16 protein-coding genes are annotated in these 16,482 nt (G+C 37.0%); 4 read left to right on the forward strand and 12 right to left on the reverse strand.

Annotated features, from left to right (window positions below):
• Window positions 1-111: 111 nt before the first annotated feature.
• Together gloB and KTH84_RS05740 are read left to right on the forward strand one after the other, a co-directional pair.
• On the forward strand, window positions 112-843 hold the full coding sequence (gloB, locus tag KTH84_RS05735) for a hydroxyacylglutathione hydrolase (RefSeq protein WP_133972706.1): 732 nt from the start codon (window positions 112-114) through the stop codon (window positions 841-843).
• A 356-nt stretch (window positions 844-1,199) separates the two neighbouring features.
• On the forward strand, window positions 1,200-1,403 hold the full coding sequence (locus KTH84_RS05740; protein ID WP_003652518.1) for a hypothetical protein: 204 nt from the start codon (window positions 1,200-1,202) through the stop codon (window positions 1,401-1,403).
• Window positions 1,404-1,569: 166 nt separating this feature from the next.
• Here KTH84_RS05740 and KTH84_RS05745 read toward each other — a convergent pair whose 3' ends face one another.
• Complete coding sequence (locus KTH84_RS05745) at window positions 1,570-2,868, reverse strand: dicarboxylate/amino acid:cation symporter (protein ID WP_262472389.1); 1,299 nt, start codon at window positions 2,866-2,868, stop codon at window positions 1,570-1,572.
• A 444-nt stretch (window positions 2,869-3,312) separates the two neighbouring features.
• Window positions 3,313-3,885 carry a TetR/AcrR family transcriptional regulator gene (locus KTH84_RS05750; protein WP_133972702.1) on the reverse strand — a complete coding sequence of 191 codons (573 nt, stop codon included), beginning with the start codon at window positions 3,883-3,885 and terminating at the stop codon, window positions 3,313-3,315.
• 135 nt (window positions 3,886-4,020) lie between these two features.
• On the opposite strand from KTH84_RS05750, the gene KTH84_RS05755 reads away from it, so the two are divergent.
• Entirely contained in the window at window positions 4,021-5,223 is a 1,203-nt protein-coding gene (locus KTH84_RS05755; protein ID WP_262472390.1) for an MFS transporter, read from the forward strand.
• 36 nt (window positions 5,224-5,259) lie between these two features.
• Here KTH84_RS05755 and KTH84_RS05760 read toward each other — a convergent pair whose 3' ends face one another.
• From KTH84_RS05760 to KTH84_RS05785, 6 genes are all read right to left on the reverse strand, one after another.
• The gene (locus KTH84_RS05760) at window positions 5,260-6,411 is read right to left on the reverse strand and encodes a sterol desaturase family protein (protein ID WP_080027417.1); all 1,152 of its coding nucleotides are present in this window, start codon (window positions 6,409-6,411) and stop codon (window positions 5,260-5,262) included.
• A gap of 305 nt (window positions 6,412-6,716) precedes the next feature.
• Window positions 6,717-7,172, reverse strand: a complete 456-nt coding sequence (locus KTH84_RS05765; RefSeq protein ID WP_262472392.1) for a GNAT family N-acetyltransferase — start codon at window positions 7,170-7,172, stop codon at window positions 6,717-6,719.
• A 31-nt stretch (window positions 7,173-7,203) separates the two neighbouring features.
• Window positions 7,204-8,577 carry a PQQ-dependent sugar dehydrogenase gene (locus KTH84_RS05770; RefSeq protein ID WP_262472393.1) on the reverse strand — a complete coding sequence of 458 codons (1,374 nt, stop codon included), beginning with the start codon at window positions 8,575-8,577 and terminating at the stop codon, window positions 7,204-7,206.
• 70 nt (window positions 8,578-8,647) lie between these two features.
• Window positions 8,648-9,058 (reverse strand): PH domain-containing protein, encoded by a 411-nt coding sequence (locus KTH84_RS05775; protein ID WP_262472395.1) that lies wholly within the window; start codon window positions 9,056-9,058, stop codon window positions 8,648-8,650.
• Between the two features lie 68 nt (window positions 9,059-9,126).
• Complete coding sequence (locus tag KTH84_RS05780) at window positions 9,127-10,956, reverse strand: DUF1302 domain-containing protein (protein WP_262472489.1); 1,830 nt, start codon at window positions 10,954-10,956, stop codon at window positions 9,127-9,129.
• Window positions 10,957-11,058: 102 nt separating this feature from the next.
• Window positions 11,059-11,664 carry an RBBP9/YdeN family alpha/beta hydrolase gene (locus KTH84_RS05785; RefSeq protein ID WP_262472396.1) on the reverse strand — a complete coding sequence of 202 codons (606 nt, stop codon included), beginning with the start codon at window positions 11,662-11,664 and terminating at the stop codon, window positions 11,059-11,061.
• Window positions 11,665-11,955: 291 nt separating this feature from the next.
• Here KTH84_RS05785 and KTH84_RS05790 point away from each other — a divergent pair, with 291 nt between their 5' ends.
• A complete protein-coding gene (locus tag KTH84_RS05790; RefSeq protein WP_262472397.1) occupies window positions 11,956-12,966 on the forward strand; it encodes an AraC family transcriptional regulator in 1,011 nt (336 codons plus the stop codon).
• Between the two features lie 108 nt (window positions 12,967-13,074).
• Here KTH84_RS05790 and KTH84_RS05795 read toward each other — a convergent pair whose 3' ends face one another.
• Genes KTH84_RS05795 through KTH84_RS05810 form a run of 4 tightly spaced genes read right to left on the reverse strand, consistent with a single transcriptional unit; the run spans window position 13,075 to window position 16,403 of the window.
• Entirely contained in the window at window positions 13,075-14,085 is a 1,011-nt protein-coding gene (locus tag KTH84_RS05795; protein ID WP_133972688.1) for a YeiH family protein, read from the reverse strand.
• Window positions 14,078-14,404: a Rieske (2Fe-2S) protein gene (locus KTH84_RS05800; protein ID WP_262472399.1), complete on the reverse strand. Its 327-nt coding sequence runs from the start codon at window positions 14,402-14,404 to the stop codon at window positions 14,078-14,080. Before KTH84_RS05800 ends, KTH84_RS05795 begins: the two co-directional genes overlap by 8 nt.
• Window positions 14,401-15,057 (reverse strand): DsbA family oxidoreductase, encoded by a 657-nt coding sequence (locus tag KTH84_RS05805; RefSeq protein WP_262472400.1) that lies wholly within the window; start codon window positions 15,055-15,057, stop codon window positions 14,401-14,403. Before KTH84_RS05805 ends, KTH84_RS05800 begins: the two co-directional genes overlap by 4 nt.
• Window positions 15,054-16,403: an MFS transporter gene (locus KTH84_RS05810; protein WP_133972682.1), complete on the reverse strand. Its 1,350-nt coding sequence runs from the start codon at window positions 16,401-16,403 to the stop codon at window positions 15,054-15,056. The genes KTH84_RS05805 and KTH84_RS05810 overlap by 4 nt, the downstream gene beginning before the upstream one ends.
• Window positions 16,404-16,482 lie beyond the last annotated feature (79 nt).

The raw sequence follows: 16,482 nt of genomic DNA on the forward strand, positions 1-16,482 counted from the left end.
TGTTTTATATAACCCTTTTATTAAAAACAGTTGAGTGCATGGCTCAATTCCATTTTCTGGTATGATCAGAATTATTCATTTACTCTTTGGATTTAGTTTCAGGATAAAACAATGCGTTATAGAATTCATTTTATTGATGTGCAGAATGCCCTCCAAAACTATATCTGGATTTTAGAAGATACTGAAACCCAAGAAGCTGTAGCAGTCGATCCAACAGAAGCACAGCTGGTAATTCAATTTTGTCAAAATCATCAGTTAAATTTAAAACAAATCTGGCTTACTCATTGGCATAAAGACCATATTGGTGGTGTTGCTGATTTAACAGCTGCCCAAAATATTACTGTGTATGGCCCACGTGATGAGCTCACCAAAATTCCGGGAATTACTCACCCTTTACAGCATGATGATCATCTAAAATTTAATGATTTAAAAGTAGAGATTATTGCAACCCCAGGCCATACCTTAGGGCACATTGTCTATTTTATTGAAGAATTAGAGGCTGTATTTTGTGGTGATACCTTATTTGCAATGGGATGTGGTCGATTATTTGAAGGCACAGCCGAACAAATGTTTCACTCACTGAGTCGTCTGGCAGCTTTACCAACCCCCACAAAAGTTTATTGCACGCACGAATACACGCTTTCAAATGCTGAATTTGCCTTAACAGTAGAACCTCACAACCATGCCCTATCAGAACGAGCTGAAGAAGTCCGTGAGCTACGTAAACAAAAATTAATCACATTACCAAGCACGATTGAACTTGAATTAGCAACCAACCCCTTTCTTCGCGCAGAAAGTGTTGAAGACTTCGCTCACCTGCGTGCGCTTAAAGATAATTTCTAAAATTAAGCTTTCAAAGAAGATACAGTTTCATTTTAAGAACTGTATCTTTTTGCTTATTACATGTTGCTTGTAATTATTTTTTACATTTACTCTATTTTTTATTTGTTTATTATTTTAAAAAATTATCAAATTTATAATTTTTCAAAACACTCACAAAGACAGTACTTTAAACAAAAAAGTTATTATTTTTTAGATATATAACATGCTCATAATTTTGTAAAAATGAAATCTTTTATTTCTTTATCTTACTTTTTTTACAAGTTGCAAAATAAAAAAAAGTTTTACCCCTTTAAAAAATCTAATTAAAACCCTATTAATAAATAAGATGTAATGCCACGGATAGAAGGAGTTCTCACGTGAAAAAGGTTGTTAAAGCTAAAAATTTGATTGCGTTTCGTATTTGGTTAGAAAAGTTAGGGTATTCAGTTAAAAATCTTGCTGACGGGAAAGGTTTTACTTTTAGTTTTAAAAAAGAATATGGTTTAGTAACCTGTGAGTTAGCAGGTAATTCATTAGCGATGCAATTAGGTGAAGAGTTTGAGGATCACTTAAAAGCATAATTTTTCACGACTTGATTTTAATTACAATATTGTCTTTCTTAAAAGATAAGTAATGTTGTAGAACTTTAGAATGGCTTAATTAAAATATATTTTTAGACATTAAACAAAAAATCTGTAGCAGGGCTATTCTCCCAAATTGCCCTTAGCTACAGATTTTTTTATAAGGTTAATCTGCTTTAGGGTTCTTTAATGCTTTATCAAGAAGATCTTTATCTAAAGCCTTATCCCAACGTGCCACAACAATTGTCGCACATGCATTACCAATTAGGTTTGTTAAAGCACGGCACTCTGACATAAAACGGTCAATACCAAGAATTAAAGCCATACCTGCAACAGGAACTGCTGGTACAACCGATAAAGTTGCAGCTAAAGTAATAAAACCTGCACCCGTTACCCCTGCCGCTCCTTTAGAACTTACCATTGCGACTAAAAGTAACGCAACTTGTTCACTAATAGATAAATCTACATTACAGGCCTGTGCAATAAATAGAGCCGCCATAGTCATATAGATATTTGTACCATCAAGGTTAAATGAATAACCTGTTGGAATGACTAAACCTACAACTGATTTTTCACAACCTGCTTTTTGCATTTTGTCCATTAAAGATGGCAAAGCTGCTTCAGAAGAACTTGTTCCCAAAACCAACCAAAGTTCATCTTTGATATAACGAATTAAATGAATAATTGAAAAACCGTTATAACGAGCTACTGCACCTAAAATTACTAGAATAAATAACACAGCAGTAATGTAGAACGTCATGATTAACAGTAATAAATTACCAATTGATTCAATTCCATATGCGCCGATCGTGAAAGCCATTGCACCAAAAGCACCGATTGGGGCAAGCTTCATTAACATACCAACCAAGTAGAAGACTGGAGCTGTTAAGTTATTTAAAAAATCTGTAATTGGACGTGCTCGGTCACCCAGAGCAGCCAAAGAAATACCAAATAGCACCGCTACAAATAACACCTGTAAAATCTCGCCACCAGCCAGAGGACTGACCAATGTTTGCGGGATAATATTCATGAAGAAGTCGGTAATATTTGTTGCGTGCGCCTTTTCAACATAAGTATTTACTTTGTCGTTGACTAAGGTAGCAGGATCAATGTTAAGGCCTTTACCTGGTTGGATAATATTTGCCACGATCATACCAACTACAAGAGCCAAGCTTGAGAAGGTCAGAAAATAGAGCATAGCCTTACCAGTCACACGGCCAACTCGGCTCATGTTTGTCATACTGGCAATACCGGTAACAACAGTTAGAAAGATGACGGGAGCAATAATCATCTTAACAATCTTGATGAATGCATCACCAAGTGGTTTTAAACTCTCGCCAAGTTCTGGGTAAAAATGACCAATTAAAATGCCCAAAATAATTGCAAAAATGACCTGTACATACAAAATTTGGTGAAATTTCTGTTTTTTCTGTACCGTTTCTTGGTCAAGGGTATTGAAATCCATTATCTAAATACCTTTTCGATGGGGATAAAAAAATAAAATATAAAGCAAGCACCACAAGCTGCTTTAACAAGGAAAAGCCATTGTAAAGAATAAAAAACACCCTGTGTTATAAATTTAAAAAATGTCAAATTCAAAAATCATGCGTTAAATTGTATAGAATACTTTTTATTTTTAAGTTTTAAATATCGAAAAAATAGTTAATTTTTTAAATAAGTCATTATTTATATTAAAATTTCATACCATAAAAAGTGATAAAACTCGCCATGAGTACTTATTTATCCACCTCAAGCCAACCATTTATTAAATAAATGATTTTATATAAAACATATGAATTATAAATTATGAAAATTTATTTTAAAAATAATAAGAAAAATTGATATATAGTTTTTTATAAGAAAAACGACTATTTCTTATTAAATATTTAGACTAGTAGGTTGCTATAAATTAATTAAAATTGGGATAGTTCTTAAATAAACGCTCTAATAAAATATGGACATAATCTAAGCCTAATGCACGATCGGTGAATAAGATTCGAAATAGCATAGGGGCAATGACTGCTTCAATAATTTCTTGATTCGAAATGGTTGGTTCATGACGTAATCTTGCTCGAGCTTGAATAATATCGAGTTGTTGAATAATTAAGGTTTCGCATTGTCGGGCATTCGAAGATTCAGCTGCATATAACACATCACGTAGTAAGACCTGTCCTACTTCAGAAGAATACTCTTCAAAATACTGTTCGACCCATGCGGTAACATCAAGTTGAAATGAACCTAAATCTTTTGGCTCCATATCAGGTTTGAGTTCATTTAGAGCAACATCTGAAAATAACTGATTAATGTCTCCCCAACGGCGATAAATTGTTGAAGGTGTTACTCCTGCCTCATGAGCGATCATGGGTATGGTGATTTGGCTTTGCTCCAATGTTTTTTGAAGCTCTTTGACTGCTTGGTGTACCGCAGTTTGAATTCTTTCACTACGGCCACCTGGTCGTAACCCAGTAACAACTTTTGCCATTAATCAGCTCTACTTCAATAAAAAAATAATTAAAATATTATTTGTATATACAAAATACACTAAAGCTAAGGATTTGCTTTAGTGTAAAAATAATGTATAAAAGCTAAATATTCGCTTTTATGTTATTCATCTTATATGAACAATTCAAGTTCGAAAGTGTCTAGATCTGTTTTTCGACTAGATTCAAAAATTGCGTTGACCTTAAACACCGTCACACTCATGACCTTTATGGCCGCATCCAGCTCTCCCACTCCTCTATATCGCTTGTATCAGCAAGCTTGGCAATTCTCGCCTGTCACATTAACCTTAATTTTTGCAACCTACGCATTTACCTTACTTGCCTCTTTACTCATTATTGGTTCTTTATCTGATTATATTGGACGTCGGCCTGTCATTCTTTCGGCGATTTTTCTGCAAATTGTTTCAATGAGCTTTTTCCTGTTTGCCTCAGATGTTTCTATGCTATTTATTGCTCGTGGTCTGCAAGGTATCGCGACCGGACTTGCCGTTTCTGCTATAGGCGCCGCCATTTTAGATTTCAGTAAGCATCAAGGGTCTCTGATTAATAGTATTGCTCCAATGGTCGGTATGGCAGCTGGTATCTTTATCACTTGTATTATTTTGCAATTCTCAGCTCAACCTTTGCAGCTCGTTTTTGAGCTTTTATGTGTCCTCTTTATATTTCAGCTCATTTTAAGTTTTTTTAACCCTGAAACTGCACAAAAAAGATCGGGCGCACTTGCTTCTTTAAAACCCAACATGGCTATTCCTCACCAAGCGAGAAGTGCTTTATTAAGTATTAGTCCGATTAACATTGCACTTTGGATGGTCAGTGGTTTTTTCTTATCACTTATGCCCTCTTTGCTGGCAAAAATTTTTCAAACCTCTTCTCCATGGTTAAACGGGATTATGTTTATGGCGCTTGCACTCTCAGGTGCAGCAGGCATTTTGACACTTAGAAAATCTACAAATTTTCGTATTTTGCTGACGGGTACCTTATCCATCATTATTGGGGCAACCGTTTTATTTTTAGCGATTAATTTTACAAACGCAGTAGTTTTATTTTTAGGTTCTATTATTACTGGAGTGGGTTTTGGTACCGCTTTTATGGGTGCTATTCGCACAGTAATGCCTCTAGCGTTACCAGAAGAACGTGCTGGTCTGATGGCTGCATTTTTTGTTGAAAGCTATTTGGCTTTTAGTATTCCGGCAATTCTTGCAGGCTACTTTGTGGGTAAAATCGGACTTATGAACAGTGCTAATATTTATATGAGTTTAATTATTAGCCTTGCTCTGATTGCACTTGTAATGATTTTTAAAAATATTAAAAACAAATAATGATTTCAAAAAAGCCTCTATTGAGGCTTTTTAACTTTACTGATCACGCCAAGGTTTTAAGAACCGCTTTACATACTTTTTAAAAGGCCAAGTAAACTGTTTTACAAAACTATTTGGGATTTTATAACCAACCGTTCCATATACACTTGCCAAATGTTTAGGCATATAGACTGTTTTAAAAATAACATCATAGAGGGGGATAAAAGCAGCATAATTTTTATCAATAGCTGGTTTTTCTGAAGAATGATGCCAATGGTGGAATTCTGGTGTTGCAATAATCCAGCGTAAATATGGAAAGCGAAAACGTACATTGGAATGAATAAAAATAGCGTGAAACGAAATAAAAACTAAATAAGCAAAAACAGCTGAAGTATGAAAACCCAATAGGAAAATCGGTAAAGTCGCAATAAAGCGAGTCATCAGTACTTCTATGACATGCAAACGAGAAGATGCTAACCAATCCATATATTCAGTCGAATGATGAATCGCATGAAAGCGCCATAAGAAATTAACTTCATGCATAGCACGGTGCAACCAATACACTGTAAAATCAACCACAATTAGTAGCTCAATAAATTGCAGCCAAATTGGTTGAGCTTGTACATAAGGTACAATCGGGTTATCAGGCAGGTGCGTAATCCAATATTGAATTGGCATAACCGTTAAAAAGCTGAATAGTTGAATCCCAACATGGCTGACCATGAAATATTTCATATCGGTCACCCAGCCAACTCTTAATATTTTTTGTTCAGGATTTTTAGCAAAAAAGCCTTCAAGCGGAATAAAAATGAACGCTAAAATGAATAGGGTTAGTACAAAATAATCGATACCTGCATAAAACGGTACACTTGGTAAAACGGGTGCTTCAATTACGCCGCAACCCAAAACTGCTGCCACAAGTGAAAAACATAGCCCGTAGAACCCATATCGGTTTTGACGAACAATCGCGCTAAATGCACCAAAACCAGCACTAATCACAATGCCAGTGATCAGACCATAATAGAAAAGATTATAGTGCTTTGCGTAAAGAGGACGAAGTTCTGGTGTCGTTAATACACTGGGAAACAAAAAACATAAAGCACCAAATAAGCAAAGCAAGCTTAATGACATTGAAATAAAGGCGCTGATTTTCCCTAAACCTGCGTTAAGTTCTAAATTTTCAAATTTTGCTCTTAATTGATCGGTCATAATTCGTATCAACAGTTCTTATTGTGTATGCCGCGAATGCTATCAAAATTTAATAATAAATTGGAAAGAACTTTAACTTCTGAGATCAAACCCAATAATCTGAAAATTGAATTTTAAATCTAACTTTCAACACAGATATTAATGGTTTTATAGAATTTAATCATTTTTATGTCTTACTTTAAAAAGTTAATCATTAAAGTCCAATAATATTTACCTCTTAGCATTTCAAACGTTAAGTAGTAAAAGCATTTTTAAAGATAGAAAAGCCTTCAATATGAAAGCTTCTCTTAAAAAATATTGGAATTCTATTGCAAAGTATCTGCTACATACATACGTAACATCTCTCCATCATCATCCTTCACCATAGTTAGAAACTGCCAACCACATTTTTCATAAAATTCAGTATGGTCTGTTATTAAATAAAGTTTTTTGATGCCGTAATTACTTAAGTCTTGACGTACAAAATCTAGAATTTTCTTTGCAATACTTTGATTTCTATACTTTTCTTCCACGAATAAAGCACATAAATTTGGTGTTAAATCCTTACGCTCATGGAAGTCATTATCAATAACTCCTGCACCAGCTATTAAACGATTATTTTCGTCTAAAACGGCATACCATTGTGGAATAACATGCTTTTGCTTAATAGAAATCTGAATACTGTCAAGATAGGCCTCCGCAGGTATTTGCCACTTCTCGGAAAACCAATGGGCAACCTTTTCTTTATACTGAGGGTGATCAGATAACCGTAATATTTGCATAAAATAAACCCATGTTTAAGCAATCTTAAGTTTAAGGGTGAGCTAATGTGTTATTAACTGGCTGTTTGGTTGGACTCTCATAAGTCGTCTCAGCAACTGGTGAAACGCGCCAAATCGTATTGCCCACATCATCTGCGACTAAAATAGCGCCAGAGAAATCTATTTCTACACCAACAGGCCGCCCATAAGCTTTATCTTTATCACTGAGGAATCCAGTCAAAATATCTTGAGGCGGCCCAGATGGTTGACCACTTCTAAATGGCACATACACTACTTTATAACCACTATGCGGTTTACGGTTCCATGAACCATGCTGACCAATCAATGCACCACCACGAAATTGTGGCATGAGTTCGGCTGCGTAAAATGTAAGGCCTAAAGAAGCGGTATGGTTACCCAGTGCATAATCAGGTTTAATTGCACGCGCAAACATTTCAGGATTTTGTGGTTTTACTCGTACATCTACATGTTGACCATAGTAGCTATAAGGCCAACCATAAAAAGCACCATCTTGAACTGACGTCATATAGTCAGGGACTAAATCACTGCCAATTTCATCGCGCTCATTAACAACCGTCCAGAGTTTTCCGCTTTGAGGTTGCCAAGCCATACCATTTGGATTACGCAGTCCCGTTGCAAATGGACGTGACTGACCACTTGCAATATCAAACTCCATAATTTGTGCTCGACCTTTTTCTTGGTCTAGCCCATTTTCAGCAACATTACTGTTAGAACCGACGGTAATATAAAGCTTTGTACCTGCTGGGTTAGCAATTATATTTTTGGTCCAGTGGTGATTTAAAGGTCCTCCCGGTAGGTCCAATACTTTGGTTCCACTTGCTGTAATTTGAGTTTCGTCCTCTTGATAAGGAAAACGCATAAGTGAATCGGTATTGGCGACGTACAGGTTGTTACCTACCAGTGCCATACCAAATGGGGAATTCAAATCTTTGAGAAATACGGTTTTTTGATCAGCTACTCCGTCTCCATTGGTGTCTCGAAGCAAACTAATACGGTTAGCACTTGGATGAGATGATCCTGCACGTCTCATCACGAAGGTCATAATTTTTCCTTTAATGCCTTTACTATCATCGGGCTTAGGCGGTGCATCAGTTTCAGCTACCAATACATCACCATTCGGTAAAACATGCATCCACCTTGGGTGCTCAAGCCCCTTAGCAAATGCTTTTACTTTTAATCCTTGAGCAGGAGTTGGCATCTCTCCTTCTGACCAGCCTTTTGCTGGCGCTATATTTACAGTAGGTAATAAACTTGATTTCGGCTCTGGGAGTTTTGGTTCAGGACCGTAACTATCAGTTATTGGATATTGAGACGATGAAGCACACCCTGTAAGTACGACTACAACAGTCGTGCCCAAAGTTGGCAATAAAAAACGGGAAAGCATTTTTTTCTCCATTTAATTTTTATCGTAATAAGAAATAGCGTAATTCATGTCTGCAATTAAACAAGAAGCTTTAATTAGGTCTTTTGTTTATTGCTTGAAAAAAACCTTCTTTATCTTTTGGTGAAATCATCACTGAAGTAATTTCTCCATTTTTCATATAATAAATTTTGAGTCGATCTAATGAGAGCGCTGGAGATGAAAGTGGATTATGAGTAGGTTCTATTTGGGTAATATTATTAATATTAATTTTCCATCGAAATACCAAGCTCTTAATAATTAATGTGTCGTTTTCTACGACATAATAAGTGTTAAAAATTGGAAGCCAAATGATAAAAATAATTAAACTATAAATAATGAAATGCGGAAAATTTGAAGCTAAAGAATAATTATGATTTGCTTCATAAATTTTCATAACGATGATGGCAGTAGTAACAATAAATATTAATAAAAGCCACCAATCAATTTTTGATCTAAATTTCAAAAGTTATTCTCCATTCTAAAATCTCATTTATAAAGGGGCTTTCTATAATTTTTAAGAAAACAATTAAACTAAAAATTAGCTCTAAATATTAAAGATATAAAATCTCGATCATCTATAGTACTAAACTCATTAGAACCAAAAAAGTTATTATAGGCAATCTCTGTTATATATTTTTGCTGGTAAGTTATAGATAACGCCGCACTTACACTCATTTGACCTTCTTGAAAGTTTTGACTAAAACCATAAACGTCATGTCGGAAACTAAGACTTGGAGTAATAACTGTAGAAGGTAAAATATCTTGATAACTTAATGCTCCACGTAAACGATATCCAAATGACCATTCATTAAAAAATCCATTTTTATTACAAAAACGTTCATTTAAGTTGTCAATCTCTGCATTTGTAAGATGAGCTGTACCATACGGCGTACATTTAAAGTGGCCTGTTTCAGGATTATAAGCACCTGTTGAAAGCTCACTACGACCAAATGCGCCTGTCCGGCCAATCCGATGATTACCAATATCTGCGATATGATTTAAGGCAAACTCTGTAGACCATGTCATCGAATTTGCGCCCAAAATATTAAATATGCTGTCAGTTGCTCCGACCGAAAATTGTGTTACAGGTAAACGTACATATCCTTGAATATATTGGCCTAATTCAACAGTTTCCCCTGGAGGGGAAAATGGTGTGCCATCCGATAACACTTGAGCATAGACAATGTCGGTACCGTTTAATTGCAAAGGTTGATTTGGCTTATGTGTTAATTCACTGAAAACTGTTGTTGTGCCAACTTTACCAGTCAGACTTAATCCAAACATTTTTATATTTTCAGGATAGATAGAAAAATAACTTGCGGTATTAAAATGCTCTGGCCCCCGCGCTGTTACTGCCGTTCCATCAAAGTTTGCATTACGGCTATGGTAGTTCGCATAGTAAATACCTAACTCAGCATTATTTAAACTTGGTAATGTCTGTTTTAAAGCAATACCATATTGGCCATTGTCCTTTGCTTTTCTACTTTCTGCACGTGGAATATAACTACCTAAACGCACTGCCGTATCAGATAACTTATCACCCCCTCCAGCAATCAGAACTGGTCCCGCGTTTTCGGGAACAAAGTCTGAAATCTCAAAGAAAGTCCCGCTGCCATCAACAACTGAAGGCCTAAATTTAAATTGATAGAATCCTTCTATTTTCAGATTTTTATTAATGCTTGTATCGAATGAAAACATTTCAGTTGGAATGATTCTTTCTTTTGCATCACCAGCCGGTCGGTTGATTGCAGCAAAATCAAATGCACTCACCGAATTTAAACCATTTTGGAAAAACTGAGATTTCCCCCAATTTAAAGTCTGTTTGCCTAATTTTAAATTTATGGTTCGTCCATCGTTAAGTTCAAAATCTTTCCATATATAGGCATTCCATAAATCAATTCCTTTGAACTTTGAGAGCCTTGGCCACGCTGAATCATTAAAGGGTTTAAAGTCTCCTTCTCCTGTCTCATAGGCATGGTCATACCAGTATTTAGTACTGATGACCGCACCCTGCTGTTTTCCATTTAGCTTAACTTCTGTTATGCCTCTAATGATCTGTGAAATGGCATCATATTTACTAAAATTCATGCGCCCATCATCACCATTCACATCAATGCTTGAGCCTTCTTTACCAATTTTGTTTGCGTCAGGCCGATAAAGTAATGAAACGGATGGATCTTGTGTACTCCAACTGGCACCAAGGCTTAATGTCGTTTTTGTATCGAACTTCCAATCTTTATCAATATCAAAACTAGCTGCATTCGCTTTAGACATAAATAAAATCAGACTTAATGAAATGCCTATTTTTTGAATATATAAAATATGTTGGTTTGTTTGATTTAAATAAACGTAATGACCCATCATATTATCTCCCTATAAATATGATTTTTCTTATTTATTGCTTATTACTCAAAGCCATCCATTGGCTTTTAAATGGTTTATATAAGCAGATGTTTTTTCGTACTACGCAGGTTGTTCCACCTGATCTAACTGTTGAATAAATTGCTCAGCTAAAGGCCAATAACCAAAACCTGATGCAGGGTTTAAATGTCCCACTTCACCTAAATTTACGAGTTGACTACCCCACTTTTCTGCCATATCACTTACAGCTTCATAGCGAGCTAAATGGTCATTGGTGCTTGCAACCAAAATGCTAGGGAAAGGTAACTTTTGCTGAGGTAAAGGGCTCCATCCTTCTTGATGAAGTACGGCTGGGCTCGGATAATTTTCAGGCCAACTTTCGTTTAAGTCAGGTGGAGCAACAAATAGAGCACCTTGAATTGGTCGTTGATATTTGGCAGCCCAGTGTATAGTCATCAGAACACCCGCACTGTGTGCAACCAAAATGACAGGTCCTTGTATTTGTTCGAGTTGTTTTTGTATAGCAGCAACTCTATTTTCACAATTGAGTTTATTGGTTTGTGCAGGTGGTACGGAGCGGACCTTCGCTAGTCTTGTCTCTAAAATCGTTTGCCAATGGTCGGGAACATGATCACGTAACCCCGGAATAATTAAAGTCGTTGCTCTGGTTTGTATTTTTTCCATTTTGACGCCTGTGAATTTTGCCATCTAGGATGCACAAGAATTTTTATAAAACTCCATTCACAATAAAGGCTCATTTCAGTTAATGGTGTACATAAGGCGTCACGGACTTTTCATTTGACGACACATCTTTTTAAAATTTCTTAAATTCATTAAAATAATTTTTGTAATTACAATTAACTTAAGAGAAGAAGTTTCAAATTATGCGTACTTAACAATTAAGCTCTTAAATAAAAGCTTTTGTAATGTGTATATTTTGGTTATAACTAGATATGAGCTGTAAGGAATATGGCTGATTAAGAACAAGGAGATAATAAAATGGTACCTCTTGCGCATACCGCCTCTTTAAAAAATTATTTGGCAGTTGCTCAACAATTAGATCTAAACCCCTACCATTTATTATCACGTGTTGGGCTTAGTCAAGCTCAATTGAATGATCTTAAACAACGCATTCCTGTAGATAAAGCCATTACCTTGCTTGAGAACTCAGCCCAAATGAGTAGCTGCGATGTTTTCGGTTTACATATGGCAGAGCAACGCGAAATTGCAGATTTTGGTGAAATTAGCCTTTTACTAAATTATCAGCATACTTTACGAGATGCCTTACAAACGATTGTTCGTTATAGGAATTTACTCAATAATTCACTTGAAATATATATTGAAGAAATTGATGATACGGTGGTTATTCGAGAAGAAGTTGTGACCACAACTTGCGGATATAGTCGTCAAGCCACTGAACTTGCTTTAGGAATTACCCATCGTTTTTGTGCAGCGTTACTGATGCAAAAATGGCGACCATTAAGTGTTCACTTCACCCATAATCCACCAAGCGATTTAACCCTGCATCGACGGATTTTTGGCTGTGCCTTAGAATTTGGAAGTGACTTTAATGGCATTGTTTGTACCGCGGCCGAACTTGATACAACAAATCCTCAAGCAAATCTGGCTATGGCCAACCATGCACAGCGTTATTTAGATATTTTACAGAATAGTAATGAATCAACCATGATTTTTGATATTCGTAAAAGTATTTATCTTCTTTTACCAATGGGTCGCGCTACGATTGATCAAGTCGCTCAAACACATGGTCTTCATGTCCGGACCTTACAGCGTCGCTTAGAAGAAGCACAGACGAGTTTTAGTGATTTAATCAATGAAGTACGTAAAGACCTCGTATTGCGCTATTTAAAAAATCTAAATTATTCACTCGCTCAAGTGTCTGATATTTTAGGTTATTCGATGCCGAGCTCTTTTACGCGTTGGTTCATTAATCAATTTGGGATGTCACCGAATATGTGGCGTAGTCATAACAAATCGCTACTGAATTAAACACGGGTGTATTTAGAGTAAAGAAGATGAACTGATTCAAAACAGCTTTAAATAAAAGAAGAAGTTTTGTGAATAACCCAGAACCTCCTCTAAAGATTTAAAATTAACTTAAAACCAAAAGTGCATTAAGGCTAAAACTAATACCACTAAAAATATGCTTTCACCGACCATGAGAAGAATTGGTTTAATCCCGACAGATGCCAATTCTTTCAACTGAGTTTTCATACCCAAAGCACTAATTGCGATGACTAAAAACCAGCGTGATAAATCGTTTATTCCATTTTGAATCATTACTGGCACCCATCCTGTACTGTTAATACAAGCGAGTATTAAAAAGCCAACTGCAAACCAAGGTAGTAATGGTGGACGCTCCCCCATTGTATCTGCACCTTGCATGCGGGTAATCATTGCTGCACAAACAATCACTGGAAGTAACATTGCTACACGCATCAGTTTAACTACAGTCGCAGTATCACCTGTTTCGGTAGACATGCTATAACCAGCTCCCACCACTTGCGCTACATCATGAATGGTAGCGCCAAGAAACACACCCGCAGCTTGTGGCGATAACTCTAACCACTTCGCAATCATTGGATAGACAATCATTGCTAATGTTGAAAGTGCAGAGACCCCAATGACTGTAAACAAGGTCGCTTTTTCTTTTTGGGGATGATTCGGAAAGGCAGCTGACAATGCTAGCGCAGCTGAAGCACCACAAATTGCGGTTGATCCACCGGTCAACATACCAAATAGTCTTTGGAAACCTAAAATTTTAGCAGCAATCACTGAAACGGCGATTGTTACAATAACTAGAGTTATGACTAAGGCTACAGGCTGCCACCCTAGTGCAGTGATTTGTCCTAAAGTTATACGCATGCCGAGTAAGGCAATACCCATTCGAAGCACAGTACGTGCGGTGAATTCGATACCAGCCTTACATTTACTTTCGGCTGCTAAAAAATTTAGACTCATACCTAGCAGTAAGGCAAATAACATGACTGGGGCACCATAGTGCTCAGATAAAAAACAGGCAGCCGCAGCAACGACTGAACTGACCACAAAACCCGGTGCTAATTCTCGTGTGCGCTGGGTAAAATTTTTCAAAACTAAGCTAGCCATGATTTTCTCCAGAACCCATCACAATAAATACTTTTTCCTCAATCACTTCTACGGGATAGGTTGCAACTTTGAGCTGAGAAGAATTAACTAAACAGCCATTTGTTAAATCAAAGCGTAGACCATGGGCACAGCACTGAATTACTCGTCCTTCTAAACGTCCGCTAAATAGCGATGCGCCCTGATGAGGACAACTGTCATCGATTGCATAAAATTGAGTCGCAATATTAAATAGCGCAAGAGTTTTATCTCCGACTTTAAAAAAAGCCCGTTCGCCTAAATTCGGTATTTTGTCTAGAGGTACTTCAAATCGAGTAGTCACATTAATTCTCCCTGAACAACAAGTGCCTCATGCATCGCTTGATAAAATGCATCTGCTGATTGCGCTCCAACTAATGCAGAGGCCCGATCAAAAATAAAGTAAGGCACACCATTACCTCCTGTACTTGCAGAGATAAAATCTTGATGATCTTGAATAAGTAAATTTTTGATTAGCTCAGGTGGGAAGCCACAACGTTTCGCGATTTTGTATAAAGTGGTGGTATTTCCGATGTCTAAGCCATCATAAAAGTATGCGGCAAAGAGCTGTTCTAACAGCATATTGCACTGCTCAGGAGTACCGATCTTTAAAGCTTTATCAAATAAGCGATGAGCCTTAGCCGTGTTTGGCATGCGTTTAATTTGTTCAAAATCGATTTTGAGGCCAATTTTATTTGCGGCTTTATTGACTTGTTCCTGTCTCATGTGAACTGCTGTCAAGCTACCTAATCTTTTCAAATAGAATGTTTGAAAAGGCACTCCTTCAACTGCCAAGTCTGGTATGAGCTGAACACCTCGCCAATGCACGACAACTTTGACGCTAGGGTGAAGCTGATAAAATCTATTTATAGCGATCAGTAACTGACGTTTTCCGATCAAACACCAAGGACAAATAAAGTCAAAAAATACATCAATGTGTAATTGCCGAATCATCATTTATTATTCATCCTACATTTTTGTATTTGGTTATCTGAATGATTTTTAAGTTCAGTCATTCCTTGCTGTTCAAAGCGTGCAATATCTTTGTGATAATGGCGTTTGGCATAAAAAAATACGGCAGCGGCTGCAATACTGACCAATGGCATCAGCTGAAATGCGCTGTGTAAACCGATCACATCAGATACTTTGCCAACGACCAAAGGACCAAGCGCTAAACCCAGAAAATTATTAGCTAAGGTGAGCGTTGCAAACGCAGAGCCATGAACTGAGTTATGTGTGAGATTGGCTACCATGGCACTGGATGGACCATTGGTTCCTAGGGCAATAAACATTCCAAGGCAAATTAGAAGTAACTGGCTGCGCCCCGCAGGCACAGCAAAAGCAATTAATAAAAGCACACAACTGACCAAGCAGTATGTAATGGCTAAACTAACCTTACGATCAGGACAATTACGGCCCAAATAATCACATAACATACCGCATAGAATTGTACCTACAGCACTACAGAGTACAATCACTGCTGCCATTACACCTGCTTTGTCAGTACTCATGCCGTAATAGCGATTGAGATAACTCGGCATCCAGACAATCACCGTGCCACCAACAAATAGTTGCAACCCACTACCAATGTAAGTGGCAATGACTGAACGACTTGAATATAAAGTTTTTAAAGGACTTTGAATGTGCTTGGTTTTGCTACGATTCTTATTTTGATGTGAAGAAGCTATTCTTTTTTCTTTGACTAGAACTGGATATAGAAAAGCTAAAATGAGGCCAAATAAAGCAATAGCGCCAAAAGCCCAACGCCAGCCAAAGTGCTGAGCGAGAACACCACCTAAGGCCATACCCAAAAATGAACCGAATACACCGCCAGCCATAAAAGCACTAGCAAGTGTTGCACGCATTTCCCTTGGAAAAACAGCTACAACCACTGCAATACCAACACTGCCATAGGCCGCCTCACCTACACCAACCATAAAACGAGCAATAAACATTTGCTCATAGTTTTCAGCAAGTGCACACCCTAAAGTCGCCAAACTCCATAATGCCGCCATAATGGCCAAGCTTTTAACTCGTCCAAAACGGTCTGCTAATAAAGATAACGGCAGAGTCAGTAAACCTACCATTAAGGCGACAATGCCACTGAGCAAACCTAGCTGGCTGTCACTGAGTAACCATTCAGTTTTGAGCAACGGAAAGACTGCGTTTAATACTTGCCGTGACATGTAATCTGAAATGAGTAAACCAAAAGTTAAAGCAAAAACAAGCCATGCATAACGACGAGGTATACTGATTGACGTATCAACATCGCTCATCTGATCTGAATACTGATGCGCATTCATAAGACCTCCTTGTATTTTTTATAATTTCTATTTAGCGAGTGCAGCATTGTTTCTTTAAAATCAAAACAAATAAGCTGCA

The sequence above is a fragment of the Acinetobacter sp. WU_MDCI_Abxb74 genome, from assembly GCF_025513915.1.
Classification (GTDB): Bacteria; Pseudomonadota; Gammaproteobacteria; order Pseudomonadales; family Moraxellaceae; genus Acinetobacter; species Acinetobacter calcoaceticus_C.